The sequence below is a fragment of the Pseudomonas extremorientalis genome (genome assembly GCF_001870465.1).
Classification (GTDB): Bacteria; Pseudomonadota; Gammaproteobacteria; order Pseudomonadales; family Pseudomonadaceae; genus Aquipseudomonas; species Aquipseudomonas extremorientalis.
Map to the genome: position 1 here is coordinate 74,838 of NZ_MDGK01000052.1, position 23,701 is coordinate 98,538.

At 61.0% G+C, this 23,701-nt stretch carries 26 protein-coding genes and 1 tRNA gene; 7 read left to right on the top strand and 20 right to left on the bottom strand.

Going from position 1 to position 23,701, the window contains the following annotated elements; all coding sequences use genetic code 11:
- Positions 1–79: 79 nt before the first annotated feature.
- From ychF to BFN10_RS19460, 8 genes are all read right to left on the bottom strand, one after another.
- Entirely contained in the window at positions 80–1,180 is a 1,101-nt protein-coding gene (gene ychF, locus BFN10_RS19425; RefSeq protein WP_003171595.1) for a redox-regulated ATPase YchF, read from the bottom strand.
- Between the two features lie 21 nt (positions 1,181–1,201).
- A complete protein-coding gene (pth, locus tag BFN10_RS19430; RefSeq protein ID WP_071491035.1) occupies positions 1,202–1,786 on the bottom strand; it encodes an aminoacyl-tRNA hydrolase in 585 nt (194 codons plus the stop codon).
- Between the two features lie 167 nt (positions 1,787–1,953).
- Positions 1,954–2,550, bottom strand: a complete 597-nt coding sequence (locus BFN10_RS19435) for a 50S ribosomal protein L25/general stress protein Ctc (RefSeq protein ID WP_071491036.1) — start codon at positions 2,548–2,550, stop codon at positions 1,954–1,956.
- A gap of 137 nt (positions 2,551–2,687) precedes the next feature.
- On the bottom strand, positions 2,688–3,629 hold the full coding sequence (locus tag BFN10_RS19440; protein WP_003208392.1) for a ribose-phosphate pyrophosphokinase: 942 nt from the start codon (positions 3,627–3,629) through the stop codon (positions 2,688–2,690).
- 46 nt (positions 3,630–3,675) lie between these two features.
- A tRNA-Gln gene (locus BFN10_RS19445) sits at positions 3,676–3,750 on the bottom strand.
- Positions 3,751–3,786: 36 nt separating this feature from the next.
- Positions 3,787–4,638, bottom strand: coding sequence for a 4-(cytidine 5'-diphospho)-2-C-methyl-D-erythritol kinase (gene ispE / locus BFN10_RS19450; protein ID WP_071491037.1), 852 nt, complete (start codon positions 4,636–4,638; stop codon positions 3,787–3,789).
- 1 nt (position 4,639) lies between these two features.
- The gene (lolB, locus tag BFN10_RS19455; RefSeq protein WP_071491038.1) at positions 4,640–5,257 is read right to left on the bottom strand and encodes a lipoprotein insertase outer membrane protein LolB; all 618 of its coding nucleotides are present in this window, start codon (positions 5,255–5,257) and stop codon (positions 4,640–4,642) included.
- 4 nt (positions 5,258–5,261) lie between these two features.
- Positions 5,262–6,986, bottom strand: coding sequence for a tetratricopeptide repeat protein (locus tag BFN10_RS19460; RefSeq protein WP_071491039.1), 1,725 nt, complete (start codon positions 6,984–6,986; stop codon positions 5,262–5,264).
- A 182-nt stretch (positions 6,987–7,168) separates the two neighbouring features.
- Between BFN10_RS19460 and hemA the strand changes: the two genes are divergently transcribed.
- The 6 genes from hemA (at position 7,169) to BFN10_RS19490 (ending at position 12,535) form a co-directional block, all read left to right on the top strand.
- Positions 7,169–8,458, top strand: coding sequence for a glutamyl-tRNA reductase (gene hemA / locus BFN10_RS19465; RefSeq protein ID WP_058423108.1), 1,290 nt, complete (start codon positions 7,169–7,171; stop codon positions 8,456–8,458).
- Entirely contained in the window at positions 8,455–9,537 is a 1,083-nt protein-coding gene (prfA, locus tag BFN10_RS19470; RefSeq protein WP_071491040.1) for a peptide chain release factor 1, read from the top strand. The genes hemA and prfA overlap by 4 nt, the downstream gene beginning before the upstream one ends.
- Positions 9,538–10,368 carry a peptide chain release factor N(5)-glutamine methyltransferase gene (gene prmC / locus BFN10_RS19475; protein WP_071491041.1) on the top strand — a complete coding sequence of 277 codons (831 nt, stop codon included), beginning with the start codon at positions 9,538–9,540 and terminating at the stop codon, positions 10,366–10,368.
- The gene (moeB, locus tag BFN10_RS19480) at positions 10,362–11,117 is read left to right on the top strand and encodes a molybdopterin-synthase adenylyltransferase MoeB (protein WP_071491042.1); all 756 of its coding nucleotides are present in this window, start codon (positions 10,362–10,364) and stop codon (positions 11,115–11,117) included. The genes prmC and moeB overlap by 7 nt, the downstream gene beginning before the upstream one ends.
- Positions 11,110–11,904: a glutamate racemase gene (gene murI, locus BFN10_RS19485; protein ID WP_071491043.1), complete on the top strand. Its 795-nt coding sequence runs from the start codon at positions 11,110–11,112 to the stop codon at positions 11,902–11,904. The genes moeB and murI overlap by 8 nt, the downstream gene beginning before the upstream one ends.
- Positions 11,905–12,016: 112 nt before the next feature.
- Positions 12,017–12,535 (top strand): acyloxyacyl hydrolase, encoded by a 519-nt coding sequence (locus BFN10_RS19490; RefSeq protein WP_071491044.1) that lies wholly within the window; start codon positions 12,017–12,019, stop codon positions 12,533–12,535.
- A 58-nt stretch (positions 12,536–12,593) separates the two neighbouring features.
- Here the strand turns inward: BFN10_RS19490 and BFN10_RS19495 are convergent, their stop codons facing one another.
- The 12 genes from BFN10_RS19495 to BFN10_RS19550 form a co-directional block, all read right to left on the bottom strand.
- A complete protein-coding gene (locus BFN10_RS19495) occupies positions 12,594–12,899 on the bottom strand; it encodes a YkgJ family cysteine cluster protein (RefSeq protein WP_071491045.1) in 306 nt (101 codons plus the stop codon).
- Between the two features lie 54 nt (positions 12,900–12,953).
- Positions 12,954–13,433 carry a DUF2878 domain-containing protein gene (locus tag BFN10_RS19500; protein ID WP_071491046.1) on the bottom strand — a complete coding sequence of 160 codons (480 nt, stop codon included), beginning with the start codon at positions 13,431–13,433 and terminating at the stop codon, positions 12,954–12,956.
- Positions 13,426–14,697 (bottom strand): SAM-dependent methyltransferase, encoded by a 1,272-nt coding sequence (locus BFN10_RS19505; RefSeq protein ID WP_071491047.1) that lies wholly within the window; start codon positions 14,695–14,697, stop codon positions 13,426–13,428. Before BFN10_RS19505 ends, BFN10_RS19500 begins: the two co-directional genes overlap by 8 nt.
- Positions 14,684–15,493, bottom strand: coding sequence for a DUF1365 domain-containing protein (locus tag BFN10_RS19510; protein ID WP_071491048.1), 810 nt, complete (start codon positions 15,491–15,493; stop codon positions 14,684–14,686). Before BFN10_RS19510 ends, BFN10_RS19505 begins: the two co-directional genes overlap by 14 nt.
- Entirely contained in the window at positions 15,490–16,737 is a 1,248-nt protein-coding gene (locus BFN10_RS19515) for an NAD(P)/FAD-dependent oxidoreductase (RefSeq protein WP_071491049.1), read from the bottom strand. The genes BFN10_RS19510 and BFN10_RS19515 overlap by 4 nt, the downstream gene beginning before the upstream one ends.
- Entirely contained in the window at positions 16,734–17,516 is a 783-nt protein-coding gene (locus BFN10_RS19520; protein ID WP_071491050.1) for an SDR family NAD(P)-dependent oxidoreductase, read from the bottom strand. Before BFN10_RS19520 ends, BFN10_RS19515 begins: the two co-directional genes overlap by 4 nt.
- The gene (locus BFN10_RS19525; RefSeq protein WP_071491051.1) at positions 17,513–17,935 is read right to left on the bottom strand and encodes a nuclear transport factor 2 family protein; all 423 of its coding nucleotides are present in this window, start codon (positions 17,933–17,935) and stop codon (positions 17,513–17,515) included. Before BFN10_RS19525 ends, BFN10_RS19520 begins: the two co-directional genes overlap by 4 nt.
- Positions 17,928–19,373 carry a deoxyribodipyrimidine photo-lyase gene (phrB, locus tag BFN10_RS19530; protein ID WP_071491052.1) on the bottom strand — a complete coding sequence of 482 codons (1,446 nt, stop codon included), beginning with the start codon at positions 19,371–19,373 and terminating at the stop codon, positions 17,928–17,930. Before phrB ends, BFN10_RS19525 begins: the two co-directional genes overlap by 8 nt.
- Positions 19,374–20,303, bottom strand: a complete 930-nt coding sequence (locus BFN10_RS19535; protein WP_071491053.1) for a MerR family transcriptional regulator — start codon at positions 20,301–20,303, stop codon at positions 19,374–19,376.
- Between the two features lie 3 nt (positions 20,304–20,306).
- A complete protein-coding gene (locus BFN10_RS19540; RefSeq protein WP_071491054.1) occupies positions 20,307–21,266 on the bottom strand; it encodes a YbgA family protein in 960 nt (319 codons plus the stop codon).
- Positions 21,267–21,378: 112 nt separating this feature from the next.
- Entirely contained in the window at positions 21,379–21,594 is a 216-nt protein-coding gene (locus BFN10_RS19545; RefSeq protein ID WP_071491055.1) for a TIGR02450 family Trp-rich protein, read from the bottom strand.
- A complete protein-coding gene (locus BFN10_RS19550; protein WP_071491056.1) occupies positions 21,591–22,577 on the bottom strand; it encodes an NAD(P)/FAD-dependent oxidoreductase in 987 nt (328 codons plus the stop codon). Before BFN10_RS19550 ends, BFN10_RS19545 begins: the two co-directional genes overlap by 4 nt.
- A gap of 211 nt (positions 22,578–22,788) precedes the next feature.
- Between BFN10_RS19550 and BFN10_RS19555 the strand changes: the two genes are divergently transcribed.
- The gene (locus BFN10_RS19555) at positions 22,789–23,688 is read left to right on the top strand and encodes a TIGR01777 family oxidoreductase (RefSeq protein ID WP_071491057.1); all 900 of its coding nucleotides are present in this window, start codon (positions 22,789–22,791) and stop codon (positions 23,686–23,688) included.
- The last annotated feature ends 13 nt before the right edge of the window (positions 23,689–23,701 follow it).

Consider the following 23,701-nt stretch of genomic DNA (forward strand, 5'->3'; position numbering starts at 1 on the left):
TTTAACCTTGAAAAACGTGCACAAAAAAGCCGATGCAATGCATCGGCTTTTTAGTTGCCGTGTAAATCGCTGCCAGCACTTACACGTTGAAACGGAAGTGCATCACATCGCCATCTTTCACGATGTATTCCTTGCCTTCCAAACGCCACTTACCGGCTTCCTTGGCACCGGCCTCACCCTTGAACTGGATGAAGTCGTTGTAGGCGATCACTTCGGCGCGGATAAACCCTTTTTCGAAGTCCGTGTGGATCACCCCAGCAGCCTGTGGTGCGGTAGCACCGACCTTGACAGTCCACGCGCGGACCTCTTCGACACCGGCGGTGAAGTAGGTCTGCAGGTTGAGCATTTCGTAACCGGCGCGGATCACGCGGTTCAGGCCAGGCTCTTCCAGGCCCAGGGCCTCGAGGAACATGTCTTTTTCTTCGCCGTCATCCAGCTCGGCGATTTCTGCTTCGATCTTGTTGCACACCGGCACCACGATGGCACCTTCTTCGTCAGCGATGGCCTTGACCACGTCGAGCAACGGGTTGTTCTCGAAACCGTCTTCAGCGACGTTGGCGATGTACATCACCGGCTTGGTGGTCAGCAGGTGGAAGCCCTTGATCACGGCCTTCTCGTCAGCGCCCATGTTCTTCATCAGGCTGCGTGCCGGCTTGCCTTCGGTGAAGTGCGCGATCAGTTGCTCCAGCAGACCTTTCTGGACCACTGCGTCCTTGTCGCCGCCCTTGGCGTTGCGCGCGACTTTCTGCAGTTGCTTCTCGCAGCTGTCGAGGTCGGCGAAGATCAGTTCCAGGTCAATGATCTCGATGTCGCGTTTCGGGTCGACGCTGTTGGAGACATGGATCACGTTCTCGTCTTCAAAGCAGCGGACCACGTGGGCGATGGCATCGGTCTCGCGGATGTTGGCGAGGAACTTGTTGCCCAGACCTTCACCTTTCGACGCACCGGCGACCAGGCCGGCGATGTCGACGAATTCCATGGTGGTCGGCAGGATGCGCTTGGGGTTGACGATGGCCGCCAGGGCGTCCAGGCGTGGATCCGGCATCGGCACGATACCGCTGTTGGGCTCGATGGTGCAGAAGGGGAAGTTCTCCGCTGCGATACCGGACTTGGTCAGGGCGTTGAATAGGGTGGATTTGCCGACGTTGGGCAGGCCGACGATGCCGCAATTGAATCCCATGGTGTTTCCCCTCGGTAAGAGTCAGGCCTTCTGGCTGTGCAGGTTTTTCATCGCGCGGTTCCATTCACCGGCGAAGATATCCGGCAGCACGCCGAGGGCAAAGTCGATGCTGGCATCGAGTTTTTCCTGTTCGGCGCGTGGCGCACGACCCAGGACGAAGTTTGAAACCATACTGGCGACGCCTGGGTGGCCAATGCCGAGCCGCAGGCGGTAGAAATTATTCTGATTACCCAGCTGCGCGATGATGTCGCGCAGGCCGTTGTGCCCGCCATGCCCGCCGCCGAGCTTGAGCTTGGCAACGCCGGGTGGCAGGTCCAGTTCGTCATGGGCCACCAGGATTTCTTCGGGTTTGATCCGGAAGAAGCCCGCAAGCGCCGCGACAGCCTGGCCGCTGCGGTTCATGTAGGTGGTGGGAATCAGTAGACGAACATCCTGACCCTGGTGCGAAAAGCGCCCGGTCAGGCCGAAATATTTGCGATCGGCCGCAAGGCTTACACCTTGTGCGTGGGCGATGCGCTCAACAAAAAGGGCCCCCGCGTTATGCCGGGTCTGTTCGTATTCGGCGCCTGGATTTCCCAGGCCAACGATCAGTTTAATGGCAGTCACGACAGGGGCCCTTCCTTTGGAGTTGTGGATAACATCGCCAGACCTGAGTGCGGCGAAAGTGGACGACACTACATCATTTACTCAAGAGTAAACGCCGCGTTATCGCCCGCTTTCTCGCTACGTTTCGGTCCGCGATGTTTCCTCAAGCTCCGGCAATACAGAGTGGATTACTCTGCAGCGCCTTCTTCAGCTTCTGGAGCAACGCGTGGAGCGTGAACGTTGGCAACTGCTTTGTCATCACCGTGAGCCAGTGCGACAAACTCAACGCCTTTAGGTGCCTTGAGGTCGGACAGGTGAACGATAGCGCCGATTTCCAGAGCCGACAGGTCGACTTCGATGAACTCAGGCAGGTCTTTCGGCAGGCAGGTCACTTCGATTTCGTTCAGGACGTGCGAGATCTCGCCGCCTTTCTTGACCGGAGCTTCTTCACCCACAAAGTGCACAGGCACGATGGCGGTCAGTTTCTGGCCAGCTACAACGCGAACGAAGTCAGCGTGCATGATGAATTGCTTGGAAGGGTGACGCTGCATCGCTTTAACGATGACGTTCTGCTTGGCGCCGTCGACGTTCAGCTCGATAACGTGGCTGTAGGCCGCTTCGTTTTCAAACAGCTTGGCGATTTCCTTGGCCAGGATGGTCACGGATTCAGCAGGCTTGTTACCACCGTATACAACGGCTGGGATGTTGGCGGCGTGACGCAGGCGGCGGCTCGCACCTTTCCCCAGGTCAGTACGCGCTTGGGCGTTCAGAGTAAAGTCAGTCATTTTGTATCTCCAAAATAGCCATCATCGAGCGGCGTTTGCGACCAGCGCCGGCCTCGACATGGGCAAAAAAGCCCCGCCCCAACAGAATGTCGGGGCGGGGCGCTTTTCGTCAGTGGGATGTGCCGAAGGTTTGACCCTTAGCGGAACATCGCGCTGATCGATTCTTCATTGCTGATGCGGCGGACCGCTTCGGCAACAACCGGTGCGATATCCAGTTGACGGATACGCGAACAGGCTTGAGCAGCAGCGGACAACGGGATGGTGTTGGTCACCACCAGTTCGTCCAGCATGGAATTCTCGATGTTCTCGATCGCTCGGCCCGACAGCACAGGGTGTGTGCAGTAGGCGAAGACTTTGGCCGCACCGTGCTCTTTCAAGGCTTTCGCCGCGTGGCACAGGGTGCCGGCGGTGTCGACCATGTCATCAACCAGAATACAGGTACGCCCTTCGACATCACCGATGATATGCATCACTTCAGAGTGATTGGCTTTCTCGCGGCGTTTGTCGATGATCCCGAGGTCCACGCCCAGGGATTTGGCAACGGCCCGTGCACGCACGACGCCACCAATGTCCGGGGACACGATCATCAGGTTTTCAAAGCGCTGGTCTTCGATGTCATCCACCAATACGGGGGAGCCGTAGATGTTATCTACCGGAATATCGAAGAACCCCTGGATTTGGTCAGCGTGCAGGTCAACCGTGAGAACACGGTCGATGCCTACCACGGTCAGCATGTCAGCAACGACTTTCGCGCTGATGGCCACACGTGCGGAACGCGGACGGCGATCCTGACGGGCATAACCAAAGTAAGGGATTACAGCTGTGATTCGAGTCGCTGAGGAGCGGCGGAAGGCATCAGCCATCACGACGAGTTCCATCAGGTTATCGTTGGTCGGAGCGCAAGTCGGCTGAATAATGAAGACGTCTTTACCGCGAACGTTTTCATTGATCTCGGCTGTAATTTCGCCGTCGGAGAATTTACCGACAGAGATGTCACCGAGAGGGATATGCAGCTGACGTACGACACGTCGAGCCAGATCGGGGTTGGCGTTCCCCGTAAAGACCATCATCTTGGACACGCGCAGTACCTAGAGGCTGAGGGTAACCTGGATGAGTATAGGAAAATGGCAGGGGCGGCTGGATTCGAACCAACGCATGGCAGGATCAAAACCTGCTGCCTTACCGCTTGGCGACGCCCCTGTATCTGTTGCAACGAGTGCCTGACACTCGATTCCTTTAGAGCAGACTTTGCAGCTTGCGATGCAACATCGAAACGTTGCTTCCCTTTGCTACAAACCCTGTAAGGGTCTCTGTAAGAAGGGCCGAGACTTTATCAGCTTCAGCTTTGCTTGGGAAGCCCCCAAACACACAACTTCCAGTTCCGGTTAATTTTGCTTCGGTAAATTTACCTAACAAATTCAAAGCGTTACGTACCTCTGGATAACGCCTTGCTACAACCGGTAAGCAGTCATTTCGACTGTTTCCCTTGGGAACGGGGCGCACTTTAATGGGAGAAGAGTTACGTGTCAACAACGGATCTGAAAAAATTTCTGCTGTACTTACAGATACTTGCGGAACAAGCACGACATACCACGGCTCCTCGGGGTATTCCGGGCTGAGTTTCTCCCCCACGCCCTCGGCGAAAGCCGCGTGCCCACGCACGAAAACCGGGACGTCGGCACCCAGCGTTAGGCCCAGCGCGGCCAGGCGATCATGGTCCCAACCCAGTTGCCACAAGTAATTCAGACCCAGCAGAGTTGTCGCGGCATTCGAGCTGCCACCACCGATGCCGCCACCCATGGGCAGGATTTTATCGATCCAGATATCGATGCCGAGCGGACAGCCGGATTGCTCCTGAAGTTTTTTTGCGGCCTTCACGATCAGGTTGCTGTCGTGAGGCACGCCTTCGAATTCGGTATGCAGCCTGATCACGCCATCGTCGCGCACGGCGAAGGTCAGCTCGTCGCCATAGTCGAGGAATTGAAACAACGTCTGCAGCTCGTGATAGCCATCTTCACGGCGACCGAGAATGTGCAGCATCAGGTTGAGCTTGGCCGGGGAGGGCAGGGTCAATTTTTGTACGGACACGTTATTGCCCCAGTTTGCGTGGTTGCCAGTCCTTGATCACCAGCGTGACATCAAGGTCGGGACCATGCAGCTTGATGCGCTCGGGCAACCAATAGCCGCTTTGCTCCACGTAGCTCAAATATTCGACCTGCCAGCCATCCTGCTCCAGGCTGGCCAGGCGGCTGTCGCCGTTCAGGCTCAGGCGACTCTTGCTATCAGGCGCTGGCAGGCCACGGACCCACCACACCAGGTGAGACACCGGCAGTTTCCAGCCGATCTGTTCTTCCAGCAACGCTTCCGGCGAGGTTGCCTCATAACGGCCCTGGTTGGCCACTTCAAGGCTGACTTGCCCCGGCCGGCCGGTCAGACGTGCGGCGCCACGGCCCAGTGGACCCGACAGGCGAATATCGTAGTAGTCCTGGCGCTGCAGCCAGAACAAGGTGCCGCTGCCGGAGTCTTTCGGCGCGCGAACCCCCACTTTGCCTTCGATCTGCCAGCCATCGATGCTGCTGAGCTGGTCCTTGTGCTGCTTCCATTGCGCCGAGTTGCCCTGGCCTTCAACGGATTCGCGGCTGCCGATGCCCGCACAACCGGCGAGCAGGGCGATGAAGCTGAAAATAACAACATGGCGCAAAAACATAGGTTTAAAGGGTCTCGGATCCGGTCAGGCGCTTGATGGTGCCGCGCAGGATGGGGCTTTCGGGTTGTTCCTTGAGGAATTTCTCCCAGATTTGCCGTGCTTCACGCTGTTTGCCATTGGCCCACAGCACTTCGCCCAGGTGCGCGGCGACTTCCTGGTCGGGGAAGCGTTCCAGCGCCTGGCGCAACAAGCGTTCGGCCTCATCCAGGTTGCCCAGGCGGTAATTCACCCAGCCCAGGCTGTCGAGCACGGCCGGGTCTTCCGGGTTCAGCTTGTGGGCTTGCTCGATCAACACCTTGGCTTCGTCGTAGCGCGTGGTGCGGTCGGACAAGGTGTAGCCCAGGGCGTTGAGGGCCATGGCGTTGTCCGGATCGCGCTTGATGATCAGGCGCAGGTCTTTTTCCATCTGCGCCAGGTCATTGCGTTTTTCCGCCTGCATGGCGCGGGTGTATAGCAAGTTCAAATCGTCCGGGAATTGCAGCAACGCTTGTTGCAGCAGCTTCCAGGCGCGCTCGCCCTGATTGTTGGCCGACAAGGTTTCGGCCTGGATCAGGTAGAGCTGGATCGCGTAATCCGGTTCGGCATCCCGTGCGGCGGCCAGGCGTTTCTCCGCCTCGTCGGTGCGGCCGTTGCTCATCAGGATATCGGCCTGGCGCAATTGGGCGGGCAGGTAGTCGTTGCCGGGGCCGACCTGGGCGTACTCGAGCAGGGCGGCTTGCGGATCGTTGCGCTCTTCGGCGATGCGCCCGAGGTTCAGGTGTGCCGAATCTACATGGCTTTCACGCTGGATCAGCTCTTCCAGGTAACCCTTGGCCTCGTCCCAAGCCTTGGCTTCCAGGCAGACCAGTGCCAGCGAATAACGCAATTCGTCGTCGTCCGGGTATTGCTGGACCAGGTTGGCGAACTGCACTTTGGCGTCCTCCATGCGGTCCTGTTCGACCAGCATGCGGGCGTAAGTCAGGCGCAGGCGCTTGTCGTCCGGATACTTCTTGAGGCTTTTTTCCAGCAGCGGAATCGCTTCCTTGCCACGGTTGAGGTTCTGAAGCAGGCGTGCACGCAGCAGTATCGGGGCGATTTCGCCTTCTTCCGGCGGATTCTGCTCCAGCAGCTTCAGTGCGGCGTCGGCTTCATCATCCTGTTGCAGCAGCAATGCCTTGCCGAAAATCAGCTGGCTGTTCTTCGGGTGCTTTTGCAGCAGGCGGTCGAAACTCTTCATCAGGCCATTGCGCGTGTCCTGGTCGGTGTCGGCGGCCGACAGCGCGAGGAAGTCGAAATGGGTGTCGCCTTTGCCTTGCAGGACTTTCTCCATATAGACCATGGAGTCGTCATAGCGCCCGGCGCGTGCCAGTTGAATGGCCGCCGCCCGTTGTGCTTCCAGGTCGTCCGGGGCGTTTTTCGCCCAGATCAGCGAGGAGTCCAGCGCAGCCTGATCGGCCCCCAGGTACTCGGCGATGCGGAAGGCCCGCTCGGAAATCCCCGGATCCTGGGTGTTGATGGCCTGGGTCACGTAGTTGTCCAGCGCAATGTCGAAGCGATTGCGTTGGCCGGCCAGTTCCGCAGTCAGCAGGCTGTACACCGTTTCTTCGGTGAACGAAGAATAAACCTTGGGCTTTTCAGGGGCGGGGGCGCTGTCTTCCACCGGTGGCGTACCGTCCGGCGACACGGGGGCCATGGCCTGGCAGCCGCTGAGAAAGACAAAGGCGAGGAGCAACGCGGAAGATCTATTCATATAGGAAGAGGACGACTAACCTGCGGTCGGATCATCATGACACAAGCCTTCGGCCAAACATAACCGAGTCTCAGTTGATGCCTTTATAGACACAAGGCATTAGGACAATAGACGACGGTGGTTGTTCTGAATCTTTCGAAGTAGGACAATTGTCGGCTTCCCGACATCATCAGCGATATTGAATGGCCTTCCTCGCACTCGGTATTAACCACAAGACTGCCTCCGTAGACGTGCGCGAGCGCGTGGCGTTTACGCCGGAGCAGTTGGTTGAGGCCCTGCAGCAGCTCTGCCGGCTCACCGACAGTCGCGAAGCTGCGATCCTTTCGACCTGCAATCGCAGCGAGCTTTATATAGAGCAGGAGCATCTTTCAGCGGATGTCGTACTGCGCTGGCTGGCCGATTACCATCATTTGGACCTCGATGACCTTCGCGCCAGCGCTTATGTGCACGAAGAGGATGCGGCAGTTCGTCACATGATGCGTGTGGCGGCCGGTCTCGATTCGCTGGTGTTGGGCGAGCCGCAGATTCTAGGGCAGATGAAATCCGCCTACGCCGTGGCGCGCGAGGCCGGCACCGTCGGCCCGCTGCTGGGGCGGCTGTTCCAGGCCACCTTCAATTCCGCCAAGCAGGTGCGCACCGACACTGCCATCGGTGAAAACCCGGTGTCCGTGGCGTTTGCCGCCGTCAGCCTGGCCAAACAGATTTTCAGTGACTTGCAACGCAGCCAGGCCCTGCTGATCGGCGCCGGCGAGACCATCACCCTGGTCGCCCGCCACCTGCATGACTTGGGCGTGAAGCGTATCGTGGTCGCCAACCGTACGTTGGAACGCGCGAGCATCCTCGCCGAGCAGTTCGGCGCCCATGCGGTGTTACTGGCGGACATTCCGGCGGAGCTGGTACGCAGCGATATCGTCATCAGCTCCACCGCCAGCCAACTGCCGATCCTGGGCAAAGGCGCGGTCGAGAGCGCGCTGAAGCTGCGCAAGCACAAGCCGATCTTCATGGTGGATATTGCTGTTCCCCGGGATATCGAGCCCGAAGTCGGCGAGTTGGACGACGTTTACCTCTATAGCGTCGACGATCTGCACGAAGTGGTCGCCGAAAACCTCAAGAGCCGCCAGGGTGCTGCCCAGGCCGCCGAGGAAATGGTCAGCACCGGCGCCGAAGACTTCATGGTGCGCCTGCGTGAACTGGCGGCGGTGGACGTGCTCAAGGCCTATCGTCAGCAAGGCGAACGCCTGCGCGACGAGGAATTGATCAAGGCCCAGCGCTTGCTGGCCAATGGCAGCAGCGCCGAAGAAGTGCTGATGCAATTGGCCCGTGGCCTCACCAACAAATTGCTGCATGCACCCAGCGTGCAACTGAAAAAGCTTACCGCCGAAGGCCGCCTCGATGCGCTGGCCATGGCCCAGGAACTCTTTGCCCTCGGTGAGGGCGCGTCAGATAGCTCTTCGGATAAAAAACCGCAATGAAAGCGTCACTGCTCAATAAACTGGACGTGCTCCAGGACCGTTTCGAAGAACTGACCGCCCTGCTCGGCGATGGCGAGGTCATCTCCGATCAGGCCAGGTTCCGTGCCTATTCCAAGGAATACGCCGAAGTTGAGCCCGTGGTCGCCACCTATAAAAACCTGCTGAAAGTGCAGGCGGACCTTGAAGGTGCCCAGGCACTGCTCAAGGACAGCGACCCGGACATGCGCGAAATGGCCGTGGAAGAAGTCCGCGAAGCCAAGGAAAAACTCGCCGAGCTGGAGGGCGACCTGCAACGCATGCTGCTGCCCAAGGATCCGAACGACGGGCGCAACGTGTTCCTCGAAATCCGTGCCGGCACCGGCGGTGACGAGGCGGCGATCTTCTCCGGCGACCTGTTCCGTATGTACTCGCGGTATGCCGAACGTCGCGGGTGGCGGGTAGAGATCCTGTCCGAGAACGAAGGCGAACACGGCGGCTATAAAGAAGTGATCGCGCGGGTCGAGGGCGACAACGTCTACGGCAAGCTCAAATTCGAGTCCGGCGCGCACCGCGTGCAGCGGGTTCCAGCGACTGAATCCCAAGGTCGTATTCACACGTCCGCCTGCACGGTGGCGGTATTGCCCGAGCCGGACGAACAGGAGGCCATCGAGATCAACCCGGCCGACCTGCGCATCGACACCTACCGCTCCTCGGGCGCCGGTGGCCAGCACGTCAACAAGACCGACTCGGCGATCCGCATCACCCACTTGCCGTCGGGCATCGTGGTGGAGTGCCAGGAAGAGCGCTCCCAGCACAAGAACCGTGCGCGGGCCATGTCCTGGCTGTCGGCCAAGCTCAATGACCAGCAGACCAGCGCCGCCGCCAACGCGATTGCCAGCGAGCGCAAGTTGCTGGTGGGTTCGGGCGACCGCTCCGAGCGCATTCGTACCTACAACTTTGCCCAGGGCCGGGTCACCGACCACCGGGTCAACCTCACCCTTTACTCCCTGGACGAAATCCTTGCCGGTGGTGTGGACGCGGTGATCGAACCGTTGCTCGCCGAATACCAGGCCGATCAACTGGCCGCGATAGGTGAATAAATGACCATCATCGCCAGCCTGCTGCGCGCCGCCGACCTGCCCGATTCGCCCACGGCACGCCTGGATGCCGAATTGTTGCTGGCGGCTGCCTTGGGCAAGTCCCGCAGCTACCTGCACACCTGGCCCGAGAAAATCGTCAGCAGCGAGCATGCGCTGATCTTTGCCGGCTACCTGCAGCGCCGTCGTGGTGGTGAGCCGGTGGCCTATATCCTCGGTCAGCAAGGCTTCTGGAAGCTGGACCTGGAGGTCGCGCCTCACACGCTGATCCCGCGGCCAGATACCGAGTTGCTGGTGGAAACCGCCCTGGAATTGTTGCCCGCCACCCTCGCCAAGGTCCTCGACCTGGGCACCGGCAGCGGCGCCATCGCCCTGGCCCTGGCCAGTGAGCGCCCGGCCTGGCAGGTCACCGCCGTCGACCGTGTGCTGGAAGCCGTGGCCCTGGCCGAGCGCAATCGCCAGCGGTTGCACCTCGCTAACGCTACGGTGCTGAACAGCCATTGGTTCAGCGCGCTGCAAGGTCATCGCTATGACCTGATCATCAGTAACCCGCCGTACATTGCCGCCAACGATCCGCACCTGGTGGCCGGCGACGTGCGTTTCGAACCAGCCAGCGCACTGGTGGCCGGTCATGATGGCTTGGACGACCTGCGCCTGATCATCAAGGAGGCCCCGGCCCACCTGAATGCCGGTGGGCGGTTGCTGCTGGAACATGGTTACGACCAGGCCCCGGCGGTGCGCGACCTGCTGTTGAGTGAAGGTTTCGAAGAAGTGCACAGCCGCATCGACCTCGGTGGTCACGAACGCATCACCCTGGGGCGCCGGCCGTGCTGACTGACCAGGAGCTGTTGCGCTATAGCCGACAGATTCTGTTGCAGCATGTCGACATAGACGGCCAATTGCGCCTGAAAAACGGCCGGGCCCTGATCGTAGGTCTTGGTGGCCTGGGCGCGCCCGTCGCGTTGTACCTCGCTGCCGCCGGCGTCGGCGAGTTGCATCTGGCGGACTTCGACGCGGTCGACCTGACCAACCTGCAGCGCCAGATCATCCATGACACCGACAGCGTCGGGCAGACCAAGGTCGACTCGGCCCTGCGTCGCCTGACCGCCCTCAACCCTGAAATCAAACTGATGGCCCATCGCAGTGCGCTGGATGCCGATTCCCTCGCTGCGGCGGTCGAAGCGGTAGACGTTGTGCTCGATTGCAGTGATAACTTCTCCACCCGCGAAGCCGTCAACGCGGCCTGTGTCGGTGCCGGCAAGCCTTTGGTCAGCGGCGCTGCGATCCGTCTTGAAGGGCAACTGTCGGTGTTCGACCCGCGTCGCGCCGAGAGCCCGTGCTATCACTGCCTGTATGGGCACGGCAGCGATACCGAACTGACCTGCAGTGAGGCTGGCGTGGTCGGCCCACTGGTCGGTGTGGTCGGCAGCCTGCAAGCCCTGGAAGCCTTGAAACTGCTGGCCGGTTTCGGTGAGCCGTTGGTGGGGCGCTTGTTGCTGATCGACGCCTTGGCCACACGTTTTCGCGAGCTGCGTGTCAAGCGTGACCCCGGTTGCACTGTGTGCGGGACGCCACATGGTTAAGGGCGCGCCGATCGGTGTGTTCGATTCCGGTATCGGCGGCTTGACCGTGCTGGATGAAATCCAGCAGCTATTGCCCCAGGAATCACTGCTGTACGTGGCCGATTGCGGGCACATCCCCTACGGCGAGAAAAGCCCGGCGTTTATCCTTGAGCGCTCCCGGCAGGTGGCGGCATTTTTCCAGGCGCAGGGCGCCAAAGCCTTCGTGATTGCCTGCAATACCGCTACGGTTGCCGCCGTGGCTGATCTGCGTCGGGATTTTCCCGATTGGCCGCTGGTGGGCATGGAGCCTGCTGTCAAACCGGCGGCGGCAGCCACCCGCAGCGGCGTGGTTGGGGTGCTTGCCACCACCGGCACGCTGCAAAGCGCCAAGTTCGCCGCGTTGCTCGACCGCTTCGCTACCGATGTGAAGGTCATCACCCAGCCATGCCCGGGCCTGGTGGAGCTGATTGAAAGCGGTGACCTGACCAGCCCGGCCTTGCGCCAGTTGTTGCAGGGGTATATCGACCCGCTGCTCAGCGCCGGTTGCGACACCATCATCCTCGGCTGCACCCACTATCCCTTCCTCAGGCCGCTCCTGGCGCAGATGCTGCCCCCCAGCATTATCCTCATCGACACCGGCGCCGCCGTGGCCCGCCAGCTCAAGCGTTTGCTGGGTGAGCGCGACCTGTTGGCCGTCGGCAATCCAGCACCGGCACAGTTCTGGACCAGCGGTGATGTGTATCACCTAAGAAATATCCTACCGACACTATGGAAATATCCGGGCGTTGTGAGAAGCTTCGACTCGTGAAAATTTCGTGAAATGCCTGCGTTATTAGCTGGAACTTCTGGCTACACGCCAGCTTCTATAGCGAGATAGCCTGTACACAACCATATAACTTCGTTCGGAAAGGATGTTTCTTATGAAGCGCTTGTTCTGTTTGGCTGCGATTGCGGCCGCTGTAGTGGGGCACTCTGTTTCGGCACAAGCTGCTGGCCTGGAGTTCGGGGTGGGGAGCACCAGTGATTCGACCATGACCTATCGCTTGGGGCTGACATCGGACTGGGATAAAAGCTGGTGGCAGAGCGATACAGGTCGATTGACCGGCTACTGGAGCGGCGCCTACACCTATTGGGATGGGGACAAGCGAGCCAGCGCCAGCAGCCTGTCGTTCTCGCCGGTGTTTGTGTATGAATTCGCCGGGGAATCGGTGAAGCCTTATATCGAGGCAGGGATCGGGGTGGCGGTGTTTTCCCGCACCAAGCTGGAAGACAACAACATCGGCCAGGCCTTTCAGTTCGAAGACCGTCTGGGTTTCGGCCTGCGCTTCGCGGGTGGGCATGAGGTGGGCATTCGTGCCACGCATTACTCCAACGCGGGTATCAGCAGCAATAACGACGGGGTAGAGAGCTACTCGTTGCACTACACCTTGCCGTTGTAAGCCTTCAGAACACTGCAAAACCCATGTGGGAGTGGGCAAGCCCCTCCCACATTCAGCATCAGCGGTAGGCGGTAGCGATACCCTGTCGCTCTTCCAGGCACTCCGGCGCGCCCATCTCGAATTCCCGGCAAATCAGCGGTCGTCGCTCGTAGATCGTGCACATCATCGTGTCCCGGTCCAGCGCCGCGCACCAGCCGTCATCCAGGCGCAGCATCACTTCACCGCCCCAGTCATCGGTATCGATATAGCGCTCCGGCACGCCGGTGTCGGTGATCAGCATCACTTCCAGCTGGCAGCAGCAGGCCGCACACGTCGAGCAGGTGACGGCGGGTTCGGCGATTTGGGTGTGGGGGATGTTGGTCATAGGCGTGCAGTGTAAGGCAAGCGGGTGACGCACGTGTGAAACGGCTGACGGACGTCAGCGCGCCAGCCGATGCAAACCCACAAACACCATCGCCCACAGCAACGCCAGCGCAACCATTGTCGGCGCGAAGCCGAAACCAAACTGCACCCCGGCCAGTTGGCTACCGGCGTAATAAGACAGCGGGCCGCCCAGCGCGCCCAGCACAGCGGCACGCCACCAGGGACGGGCACTCCAGGCCAGGCAATGGCGCAACGTCGTCGCCAGCAATGCCCATAGCAGGATCAACCAGAAGGGAATCAACGTGCCCGGTTGCGTGAACTCAAACACCCCCAGCATGCGCAACGCGGTGTCCAATAGGGTGCCCAGAACCATCACGGCCAGGATCAACCTGCCGTCTTCAGCCCACGAACTTATCCACAGCAGGTGAACTGCCAGCACGGCAAGCCCCACCATTAACCACGCGCTGTCCCCACCAAGCACACAGGCAAACCAACCGCACTGAAACAGCACGGCATTGGCCAGCGTCTTAAGCATTGAAGCGCCCGAGCAGCGGCGGGTTGATCGCCGATGGCTTAGCCAGCAGCAATTGCGCGGTGCCAATGGTGCGCTCCATGAAGCCGCCTTCGCAGTAGCACAGGTAGAACTCCCACAGGCGCAGGAAATACTGGTCGTAGCCCAGCTCGGCGAGGCGACCGTGGGCGCGGCGAAAGTTCTCATGCCATAGGCGCAGGGTTCGTGCGTAGTGCAGGCCGAAATCCTCCATGTGCAGCAGGTTCATGTCGGTGTCGCGGCTGACGATGTGCAGCATGTTCTGCACACAGGGCAGGGCGCCGCCGGGGAAGATATAACGCTGGATAAAATCCACGCTGCGCTTGGCCTGTTCAAAGCGTTGCTCACGGATGGTGATGGCCTGCAGCAACATCAGCCCATCGTTCTTGAGCAGGTGCGCACACTGTTTGAAGTAGGTCGGCAGGAAGCGATGGCCCACCGCCTCGATCATCTCGATGGACACCAGCTTGTCGTATTGGCCGGTGAGGTCGCGGTAATCCTGCAGCAGCAGCGTGACCTGGCCTTGCAACCCCAGGGCGTCGATGCGCTGTCGGGTGTAGGCGAACTGTTCCTTTGACAAGGTCGTGGTGGTGACCTGGCAGCCGTAATGCTGCGCCGCATAGAGCGCCATGCTGCCCCAACCGGTGCCGATTTCCAGCAGGTGGTCGGTGCGTTTGAGGGCGAGCTTCTGGCAGATGCGCTCCAGCTTGTTCAACTGCGCCTGTTCGAGGGTGTCGTCGGGCGTCAGAAACTGTGCCGCGGAGTACATCATGGTCGGGTCGAGGAATTCTTCGAACAGGTCGTTGCCCAGGTCGTAGTGGGCGGCGATGTTTTTCTGTGAACCCTTGCGCGTGTTGCGGTTGAGCCAGTGCAGGCCCTGGGTGAACGGCCGCGCCAGGCGTGCCAGGCCGCCTTCCATTGCATCGAGCACGTCCAGGTTGCTGACCATCACGCGCACCACGGCGGTCAGGTCCGGGCTGGTCCAGTAACCGTGGATAAACGCTTCGCCGGCGCCGATGGAGCCGTTGGCCGCCACCAGGCCCCACACGGCAGAGTCCAGGATCTGGATTTCCCCCATCAAGTGCGCTTCCCGTGCGCCGAACACTTGGCGCTCGCCGTCCTCGATCACCACCAGTTGACCATGGCGCAGTTGGCTGAGTTGGCGCAACACCGCCTTGCGCAGCAGCGCGGCGGTCATGCCGTTGACGTTCAGGCGGTGAGTCTTGACCGATAAGCTAGGGGATTTCATGGCGGCGATCCTTGGTGTAACCGACTGCGGTGCGAGAGGCGCCATCGGCGGCCCGGTGGGAAAAAATCGGCGTGCGTTTGAGCAACAGGCGCAGGGCCTGCCAGTAAATAGCGAGGCAGGTCTTGGCGGTCATCCAGGGGAAACGCCACAGGTAGCGATGCAGGCTGGCGCGATCCAGCGTTTCTTTCTCCAGGCTCAACGTGGCGTCGAAGATTTTCTGCGTGCCCTGCCAATCGGCCATGTGCACGCCCAGCCTGGCGGCGGGAGGGCTGAAGCTCATGCGGTATTCCAGGTCGCGGGGTAGAAACGGCGACACATGGAAGGCCTTGGCCACGGCGAAATGCTGGTGTTCATCGGCGTCCAGGGCCTGGGCCGGCAACACGTAGTGATAGCGTTCGCGCCATGGGGTGTTGGTCACTTCACACAGGATCGCGGCCAGACGTCCGTCGGCCTCGAAGCAGTAGAAGAAACTCACGGGGTTAAAAGCCAGGCCCCAACTGCGGGCCTGGGTCAGTAGGCAGATAACGCCCCGGGGTGTACGCCCCAGTGCCTTGCCGACTTCCTGGCGCACGGCATCGCTCAAGTTCATGCCGCTGCGCGTCCATTCACGCAGGTAGTCCTGCTGACGAAAACCGAAGGGGGCCAGGCGGCTGCGCCCGGCCAGGGGCGAAAGCCCCAGCACTTGGTGTTCTTCGCTCAAATCCAGGTACAGCAGGCCGATGCGGTAGCGAAAGGCATGGGCCTTGGGCGCAAACCGCCGATGGGCGATCCACCCGCTGTACAGGGCGCTGTTCACAGGGTTTCCCCAAAGGCTTCGGCCACGCGCAGTGCGCTGACCACACCGTCTTCGTGAAAGCCGTTGGCCCAGTAGGCGCCGCAGTAGAAGGTATTGTTCACGCCGGATATTTCTTCGCGACGCGCCTGCGCTGCCACCGCCGCCAGGCTGTATTGCGGGTGGGCGTAGGTGTAGCGGGCCAGGACCTTCAACGGGTTGATCATGGTTGTCTGGTTGAGGCTGACGCAAAACGTGGTGGTGCTGTCGATGCCTTGCAGGATGTTCATGTCATAGGTCACCGCCGCCTGTGCCTGGCGATTGCCGGTCAGCCGGTAGTTCCAACTGGCCCAGGCGAGTTTGCGGTCGGGCAGCAGGCGCGTGTCGGTGTGCAATACCACGTCGTTATCGGCGTAGGGCATGGCGCCGAGGATCTCCTGTTCGGCCTGGCTCGGGTCGGCCAGCAACGCCAGGGCCTGGTCGCTGTGGCAGGCGAATACCACGCGATCAAATGCCTCACTGCCGGCCGGGCTGTGGATAACCACGCCGTCGTCGGTACGTGCCACTTTATGCACAGGGCAATTGAGGCGGATCCGTTCGCGAAAGCTGCGGGTCAACGGCTCGATGTAGCGGCTTGATCCCCCTTCGATCACGCACCATTGCGGACGGTTGTTCACAGAGAGCAACCCATGGTTCTTGAAGAAGCGCACAAAGAACTGCAACGGAAACTTCAACATATCAGCCAGGGACATCGACCAGATCGCCGCGCCCATCGGCACGATGTAGTGCCGGACAAACCGCTCGCCGTAGCCGCCGGCGGTGAGGTAGCTGCCCAGGGTCATGTCGGCGCTGATGCGCTGCTGCTGCAGGTCCAGCGGCGCCTGGCGGTTGAAGCGCAGGATATCGCGCAACATGCCCCAGAACCCCGGCGACAAAATATTGCGACGCTGGGCAAACAAACTGTTGAGGTTGTTGCCGTTGTACTCGAACCGGGTGTGCTCGTCGCACACCGAAAAGCTCATCTCGGTCGGTTTGAACGCCACCCCGATCTGCCCCAGCAAGCGGATGAAGTTGGGGTAGGTCCAGTCGTTGAACACGATGAAGCCGGTGTCGACCGCGTAGTTTTTACCCTCGACAGTGACATTGACGGTGTGGGTATGCCCGCCGATGCGGTCGCCCGCTTCGAACAGGGTGATGTCGTGACGGCGGCTGAGCAGATAGGCGCTGGTCAGGCCGGCGATGCCGCTGCCGATAATGGCGATCTTCACAGGTCGTCCTTTTTCGGCGGCGGGCTGCGCAACATGCGCTTGCCGATGATCAGTTGCGCACGGTTCGGCAGTTTCGACAGGGGCCATAACGTAGCGATGAACAGTGCAGGAAAGGCGATTTCCAGCGGGCGCTTTTCCAGCTTGGCGAAAATGTGCCGTGCGGCTTTATCCGCTGACCAACTAAGCGGCATGGGGAAGTCATTGCGCTCGGTCAGCGGTGTGTCGACAAAGCCCGGGCTGATCACGGTGACGTCGATGTTTTCCGGCGACAGGCTGATACGCAGGGATTCGAACAGGTAGCGCAGACCCGCCTTGGACGCGCCATAGGCTTCGGCGCGCGGCATCGGCAGGTAGGTCACGGCGCTGGCGACGCCTACCAGGTGCGGGGTGCGCCCGGCGCGCAGCAGCGGCAAGGCGGCTTCGATGCAATAACTGCTGGCCAGCAGGTTGGTACGCACCACGTGCTCGATGATCGATGAGTCAAACTGTCGGGCATCCACATATTCACAGGTGCCAGCATTGAGAATGACCGTGTCCAGGGCGCCCCAGGCCTCGCCAATGCGTTCACCAATCTCGCGCACGGTCTGGCTGTTGGTCAGGTCGCCGGCCACCACCAGCACCTGGCCAGGGTAACGGTGGGCGAGCGCTTCCAGCGGGCCTTTCGAGCGTGAGCTCAAGGCGACGTGGGCGCCGCTGTTGAGCAACTCTACGGCCAGCGCGGCACCGATGCCACTGCTGGCGCCGGTCAGCCAATAACGTCGAGGCAATGTACCGCTCATCCCATTCTCCTTTTCAGCCAGCCAACGACGCTGCCCAGCACGGGCACGTGTTCGTACAGCATGGCGCCGGCATCGAAATAATCGCGGTGGCGGTACACCTTGTCACGCCACATCAAGTGCGAACAACCTTCCACCCGGATCACCTTGCCGCTGGCCAGGCGTGGGTGGCAGAAACTCATTTTCCAGCGCAGGTAACCTTCACCTTCGGCCACCTGATCGAAACCGTGGAAGTCGAAGCGTAACTGGCTGACGTTGCTGTACAACTCGGCGAAGTAACGGTGCAGGGCGGGCAGGCCCTGCACTTCATGCAGTGGATCAGCGAAGCGGATGTCCTGGCTGTACAGGCTGTCGAGCAGGTGCAGGTTGTGCTTGTCCAGCGTGGAAAAGGCCTGGGCGAAGCGGCGCAGAAAGTCACTCATACTCGCCCCCAGCGGCTTGTCGCGAGGGCAGGCTGCGGAAGGCGGCCAGGGCGCGTTCACGGGACTTTTTCAGGTCGACAATCGAACGCGGGTAATCGGCCACGCCGAACAAACCACCGGCGGCTTCGGGGTTGTGCACTTCCTTTTTATTCAGCGCGGCCAGTTCCGGCAGCCAGCGCTTGATGAATACGCCTTCGCCGTCGAATTTTTCCGATTGGCTCAAGGGGCTGAAAATCCGGAAGTATGGCGCCGAGTCGGTGCCGGTGGACGAACTCCATTGCCAGCCGCCGTTGTTGGCCGCCAGGTCGCCGTCGATCAGGTGGCGCATGAAGAAACGCTCGCCCTCGCGCCAGTCGATCAGCAGGTTCTTGGTCAGGAACATCGCCACGACCATGCGCAGGCGGTTGTGCATCCAGCCGGTTTCAAGCAGTTGGCGCATGGCGGCGTCGATGATCGGCAGGCCGGTGCGCGCTTGCTGCCAGGCGGCCAGGTCCTTGGGCGCGTTGCGCCAGGCGACGGCTTCGGTTTCGGGACGGAACGCCCGGTGGCGCGACACCCGGGGGTAACCCACCAGGATGTGCTTGTAGAACTCACGCCACAGCAGTTCGTTGATCCAGGTGATGGCGCCCATGTCGCCGCTTTCAAACTCGCCGCCGTTGGTCTGCAGTGCAGCGTGCAGGCACTGGCGCGGCGACACCACGCCGGCGGCGAGGTACGCCGACAGCTGGCTGGTGCCGGGCTTGGCGGGGAAGTCGCGTTCGTCCTTGTAGTAGCTGATCTGTTGGTCGGTGAAAGCGTTGAGGCGGCGCCGGGCTTCGTCTTCACCGGCGGGCCAGAGGGCACGCAGGGTCTCGCTGGGTGGCTCGAAACCGTCGACTGTCTTTGGGATCGGGTCGCTTTTCAGCTTGAGCGCAGCCTGGGCCTTGGGGGCCGGGACTATCCGGGGCAGGGCGCTGTGCAGACGGCTGTAGCAGACCTTGCGGAACTGGCTGAACACCTGGAAGTAAGTGCCGGTCTTGGTCAGCACGCTGCCGGGCTGGAAGAACAGTTGGTCCAGGTAGCTGTGGAAGCTGATGCCCGCCGACTCCAATGCCTTGGACACGGCCGCATCACGACGGCTTTCATGGATGCCGTATTCCTCGTTGACGTGCACCGACTCCGCGGCCAGTTCACGGCACAGCGTGCCCAGCACGTCGGGTGCCTGGTCCCAGGTGGCTGCCGTACGGATCAGCAGGGGAATATTCAGTTCGCCGAGTGTCTTGCTCAGGTCATCCAGGTTGCGCAGCCAGAAATCCACCTTGCACGGTGCATCGTCATGGCCCAGCCATTGTTCGGGCGTGATCAGGTACACGGCGGCGATCGGGCCCCGCTGGCTCGCGGCGGTCAGGGCGGTGTTGTCGTGTAGGCGCAGGTCGGTGCGCAGCCAGATCAAATGCATTTAAACGAGTCCACGCTGGATCAGTAGCTGGTGGGCCGACAACAACTCTTCGGCGACGAACAATTCAGGGATGTCCTGGGCTAATACGGCCAACTCGGCCTGGTGGATGCATACCGTTGGTCCGACGACCAACTTTGGGCAACGGACGCCGCCCAAAAGTTTTTCCAGACCCGACAAATGCAGAGCCTTGCTCGAATACAGCAGCACGGCCCGCGGTTGCAGGTGCTCCACCGCCAGGGCCAGTTCGCCGGCGGGCAACGGCCAGTCGAACACTTCCACCGGGCAATCGGCACTGCTGGCGAGCCAGGCACTGAGCCACAGGTGTGGCTCCAGGGGCAGGTCGGACTGATTGACCAGCAACAACGGTGCGCCGTGCAACTGGCGATTGTTGTGGTAAATGCGTGCGCCGAATTTGCTGCGCAGCCATGAGAGGAAAAACACCCGCTCCATCTGCGCGCCGAACTGGCCTTGCCAACGCTGTTCCAACTCTCGCAGCAGCGGGAGCATCAGTTGCTCGCATAACGTGCGTGGCGGGTACAGCGCCATGGCTTGGTTGAAGGCGTCATCGACCCGGCGTTCGGTCAATTCGCTGATAGCGTGCACCAGGTTCTGGCGCAGGCTGTGCCACTCGTTTTCCACCGCCTCGGGAAGAGACTGGGCCGAGTCGATCAGGCCTTTGACCTGGCTCACCGGCACGCCGCGATTGAGCCAGGTGAGGATGGTATGGATGCGCTGCACATGCTCGGCGCTGAACAGCCGATGGCCCTTGGGCGTGCGCTGGGGCACGATCAGGCCGTAACGGCGTTCCCAGGCGCGCAGGGTCACGGCGTTGACGCCGGTCTGGCGCGCCACTTCGCGGATCGGCAGCCAGCCGTCTTCGAGGGCTTGGGCGATGTCGTCGCCGGGTTCGTCTAGCAGGGCAGCTTTCATGGTCTAGATCGCATTTCGCAGGCTTAGGTTTTCCGGGTGCGGTTGCAGGTAGGCCTGCTGCGCGATGTAGCGGTCCGGGTGTTGGCGAAAGTGGTGTTTGAGCAGGGTCAGCGGCACCACCAGCGGCACGATGCCGTGGCGGTACTGGCCGATGACGGTCTGCATTTCTTGCTTGTCATCAGCGCTTATTACCTGTTTGAGGTAACCGCTGATGTGTTGCAGCACATTGGTGTGGGTGCCACGGGTGGCGCACTTGGTGAGGCCGGACATCAGGTCGCTGAAGTAGCCCGCCGCCAACTCGTCGAGGTTGGCATCCTTGGTCATGCTGCCCAGCAGGTGGCCAAGGCGCTTGTAGTGCGCTGGGCTGTGGGCCATCAGCAGGTACTTGTAGCGCGAATGAAAGGCCAGCAGGCGGTGACGGGTCAGGCCTTCGGCCAACAGTTTCTGCCAGCTGGCGTAGACGAATACCCGGGTCAGGAAGTTTTCCCGCAGCACCGGGTCGTTCAGCCGACCGTCTTCTTCCACCGGCAGGTTGGGATGGCGCGCGCAGAAGGCCTGGGCGTAGATGCCGCGCCCACCGCCGTCCACGGGGGTGCCGTTGTCGCGGTAGACCTTGACCCGCTCCAGGCCGCACGACGGCGATTTCTGCATGAAGATATAGCCGCACAGGTCGGTATGTTCCGCGGCCATCTGCTGGCCGTACTCGTCCAACGGTTGGGTGACATTCAGCTCGCGGTGCACGGTGCCGACGGCCTGCGGGTGGGCGGGATCGCCCACCAGACGGATCGGTTCGCGTGGAATGCCCAGGCCGATGGCGACTTCGGGGCACAGCGGCACGAAGTCGAAATAGTCGGCGAGGGTCTGGCTGCACAACAGGGATTGTTTATGGCCGCCGTTGAAGCGCACGTTCTCGCCCAGCAGGCAGGCGCTGATGGCGATCTTCGGTTTGGTGGTGCTGGACATACACGAACCCTCTGCAAGATTCCTGTACAAGATATAAATCCTGTACAACTAAATCTCATCATAGGTTCGATGCTGTACAAGTCAAATTATTTGTACAAGTTTTGCGAGTGATCTATTTCCAGCCGATTTTCCAGGCTTCCATATCCTGCAGGGTTTGCCAGGGCAGGCGTTCGCTGCGGTGCGTCATCACGGCTTGCAGTTCAATGTCGAGCACCGTGCCTTCTTCATCACGAAACAGCTCGGTGACCAGAAAGTGTTTTTCTTTGTTGCGAGGGTGGGCTGCTGTCCATTTCGACAGCAGCAATTTGGCGGGGTTGATGCGGTTCATTGCAGGTGCTCGATCAAGCGTCGCGCGGCTTCCTGGCCGCTGAGCCAGGCCCCTTCCACGCGGCCCGACAGGCACCAGTCGCCACACACGTACAGGCCCAGGTCGGCATCGGCGAGTACGCCGAATTCGTGGCTGCTGGACGGCCGTGCGTAGAGCCAGCGGTGGGCCAGGCTGAACGACGGCGCCGGCATCGCGCTGTGCAGCAGTTCGGCGAAGGCGCCGTGCAGGTGCTCGATCACCGCCTCTTTGGGCAGGTCCAAGTGGGCCTTGCTCCATGCGCTGGTGGCGTGCAGCACCCAGGTGTCGAGGGTGGTATCGCGCCCAGGTTTGCTGCGGTTGCGGGCAAGCCAATCGAGGGGACTGTCCTGCACGAAGCAGCCCTCCATGGGGGTATCCAGGGGTTTATCGAAGGCCAGGGCGATGGCCCAGGTCGGGTCCATTTTCACCCCGGCGGCGGCACTCGCCAGCTTGGGCGCGGCGGCCAGCAGGGCGGTGGCTTGGGGCGCAGGCGTGGCGATGATCACGTGGCTGAAGGGGCCATGGTTTTCGCTGTCCGCGTCCAGCAGGTTCCAGTGGTGTTTGCCCTGGAACACCTCGGTAATGCGGCAACCGAACTCCACTGGCAGGTCGTCGAGCAGGGCGCGAGTGATCGCGCTCATGCGCGGCGTGCCGACCCAGCGGATCTGTTCATCGGGAGACGGGGTGAGTTGGCCGGACTTGAAGTTGTACAGCTGGGGTTTCCATTGCTCGGCCCAGCCGTTGCTTTGCCAGCGTTGCACTTCGTTGACGAAGCGCCGGTCGCGGGCGGTGAAGTATTGCGCGCCCATGTCCAGGGAGCCGGCATCGCTGCGCTTGCTGGACATGCGGCCACCACTGCCGCGGCTTTTATCGAAGAGTTGTACAGCGTGCCCCGCGTCTCTTAACGCTCGGGCGGCGGAGAGACCGGCGATGCCGGTGCCGATGATCGCGATGGGAACAGTCATGGGAGGCCTCGTTTTACCGTTGTGCACAGACTACGCGGACACCAATAGCTGTACAATATTGTTTTTTGGTATAAGTTTTGGCGTACCAGTTCTAACGGCGTAACCTATGGTTAAAGCTGAGGCTTAAGCCAGCGTTACGCCTGCTAACAAATGATCCCTGTTTATAAAATAGACCAGTGATCGGCGGCGAACGTTACATGAGGAGCGTCCCATGCATATTTTGCTGACCGGCGGTACTGGCTTGATTGGCCGCCAACTCTGCCAACACTGGCTCACCCAGGGCCATCGCCTGACCGTGTGGAGTCGCCACGCGGACCAGGTCGCGAAGGTATGCGGCGCCCAGGTGTCGGGAGTCAGCCGCCTTGAAGAGGTTATCGGCCCGGTCGACGCGGTCATTAACCTGGCGGGCGCGCCTATTGCCGACCGCCCCTGGACCCACAAGCGCAAGGCGTTGTTGTGGAACAGCCGCATCAGCCTTACCGAGACTTTGCTGGCGTGGCTTGAGGGCCTGGAGCAAAAACCAGCGGTGTTGATTTCCGGTTCGGCGGTGGGCTGGTACGGCGACGGCGGCGAGCGCGAATTGACCGAAGCCAGCGGCCCGGTGCAGGACGATTTCCCCAGTCAGTTGTGCATCGCCTGGGAAGAAACCGCCCAGCGCGCCGAAGCCCTGGGGATTCGTGTGGTCCTGGTACGTACCGGCCTGGTGCTGGCGGCGCAGGGCGGCTTTTTGTCGCGGCTGTTGCTGCCGTTCAAACTGGCGCTGGGCGGGCCTATCGGCAGTGGCCGGCAGTGGATGCCGTGGGTGCATATCAGGGATCAAATCGCCCTGATTGATTTTCTTCTGCACCAGCCTGACGCCAGCGGTCCCTATAATGCCTGCGCGCCACACCCGGTGCGCAATCGCGAGTTTGCGAAAACCCTGGGCCAGGTGCTGCACCGCCCGGCATTCATGCCGATGCCGGCCTTTGCATTGCGGGTGGGCCTGGGTGAGTTGTCCGGCCTTTTGCTGGGCGGGCAGAAGGCGCTGCCCGAGCGCTTGCTGGCTGCCGGTTTCACTTTTCAGTTCACTGAGTTGCGTGCGGCTTTGGATGACTTGTCCGGCCGCCTCTAAAGATAGGATGTTG

Bases quoted from the DNA above. Each gene is read 5' to 3' on its own strand.
- ychF (WP_003171595.1), bottom strand. From the start codon at position 1,180: ATGGGATTCAATTGCGGCATCGTCGGCCTGCCCAACGTCGGCAAATCC.
- BFN10_RS19435 (WP_071491036.1), bottom strand. From the start codon at position 2,550: ATGACTGACTTTACTCTGAACGCCCAAGCGCGTACTGACCTGGGGAAA.
- lolB (WP_071491038.1), bottom strand. From the start codon at position 5,257: ATGTTTTTGCGCCATGTTGTTATTTTCAGCTTCATCGCCCTGCTCGCC.
- BFN10_RS19460 (WP_071491039.1), bottom strand. From the start codon at position 6,986: ATGAATAGATCTTCCGCGTTGCTCCTCGCCTTTGTCTTTCTCAGCGGC.
- hemA (WP_058423108.1), top strand. From the start codon at position 7,169: ATGGCCTTCCTCGCACTCGGTATTAACCACAAGACTGCCTCCGTAGAC.
- prfA (WP_071491040.1), top strand. From the start codon at position 8,455: ATGAAAGCGTCACTGCTCAATAAACTGGACGTGCTCCAGGACCGTTTC.
- prmC (WP_071491041.1), top strand. From the start codon at position 9,538: ATGACCATCATCGCCAGCCTGCTGCGCGCCGCCGACCTGCCCGATTCG.
- murI (WP_071491043.1), top strand. From the start codon at position 11,110: ATGGTTAAGGGCGCGCCGATCGGTGTGTTCGATTCCGGTATCGGCGGC.
- BFN10_RS19490 (WP_071491044.1), top strand. From the start codon at position 12,017: ATGAAGCGCTTGTTCTGTTTGGCTGCGATTGCGGCCGCTGTAGTGGGG.
- BFN10_RS19495 (WP_071491045.1), bottom strand. From the start codon at position 12,899: ATGACCAACATCCCCCACACCCAAATCGCCGAACCCGCCGTCACCTGC.
- BFN10_RS19500 (WP_071491046.1), bottom strand. From the start codon at position 13,433: ATGCTTAAGACGCTGGCCAATGCCGTGCTGTTTCAGTGCGGTTGGTTT.
- BFN10_RS19505 (WP_071491047.1), bottom strand. From the start codon at position 14,697: ATGAAATCCCCTAGCTTATCGGTCAAGACTCACCGCCTGAACGTCAAC.
- BFN10_RS19520 (WP_071491050.1), bottom strand. From the start codon at position 17,516: ATGAGCGGTACATTGCCTCGACGTTATTGGCTGACCGGCGCCAGCAGT.
- BFN10_RS19525 (WP_071491051.1), bottom strand. From the start codon at position 17,935: ATGAGTGACTTTCTGCGCCGCTTCGCCCAGGCCTTTTCCACGCTGGAC.
- phrB (WP_071491052.1), bottom strand. From the start codon at position 19,373: ATGCATTTGATCTGGCTGCGCACCGACCTGCGCCTACACGACAACACC.
- BFN10_RS19535 (WP_071491053.1), bottom strand. From the start codon at position 20,303: ATGAAAGCTGCCCTGCTAGACGAACCCGGCGACGACATCGCCCAAGCC.
- BFN10_RS19540 (WP_071491054.1), bottom strand. From the start codon at position 21,266: ATGTCCAGCACCACCAAACCGAAGATCGCCATCAGCGCCTGCCTGCTG.
- BFN10_RS19545 (WP_071491055.1), bottom strand. From the start codon at position 21,594: ATGAACCGCATCAACCCCGCCAAATTGCTGCTGTCGAAATGGACAGCA.
- BFN10_RS19550 (WP_071491056.1), bottom strand. From the start codon at position 22,577: ATGACTGTTCCCATCGCGATCATCGGCACCGGCATCGCCGGTCTCTCC.
- BFN10_RS19555 (WP_071491057.1), top strand. From the start codon at position 22,789: ATGCATATTTTGCTGACCGGCGGTACTGGCTTGATTGGCCGCCAACTC.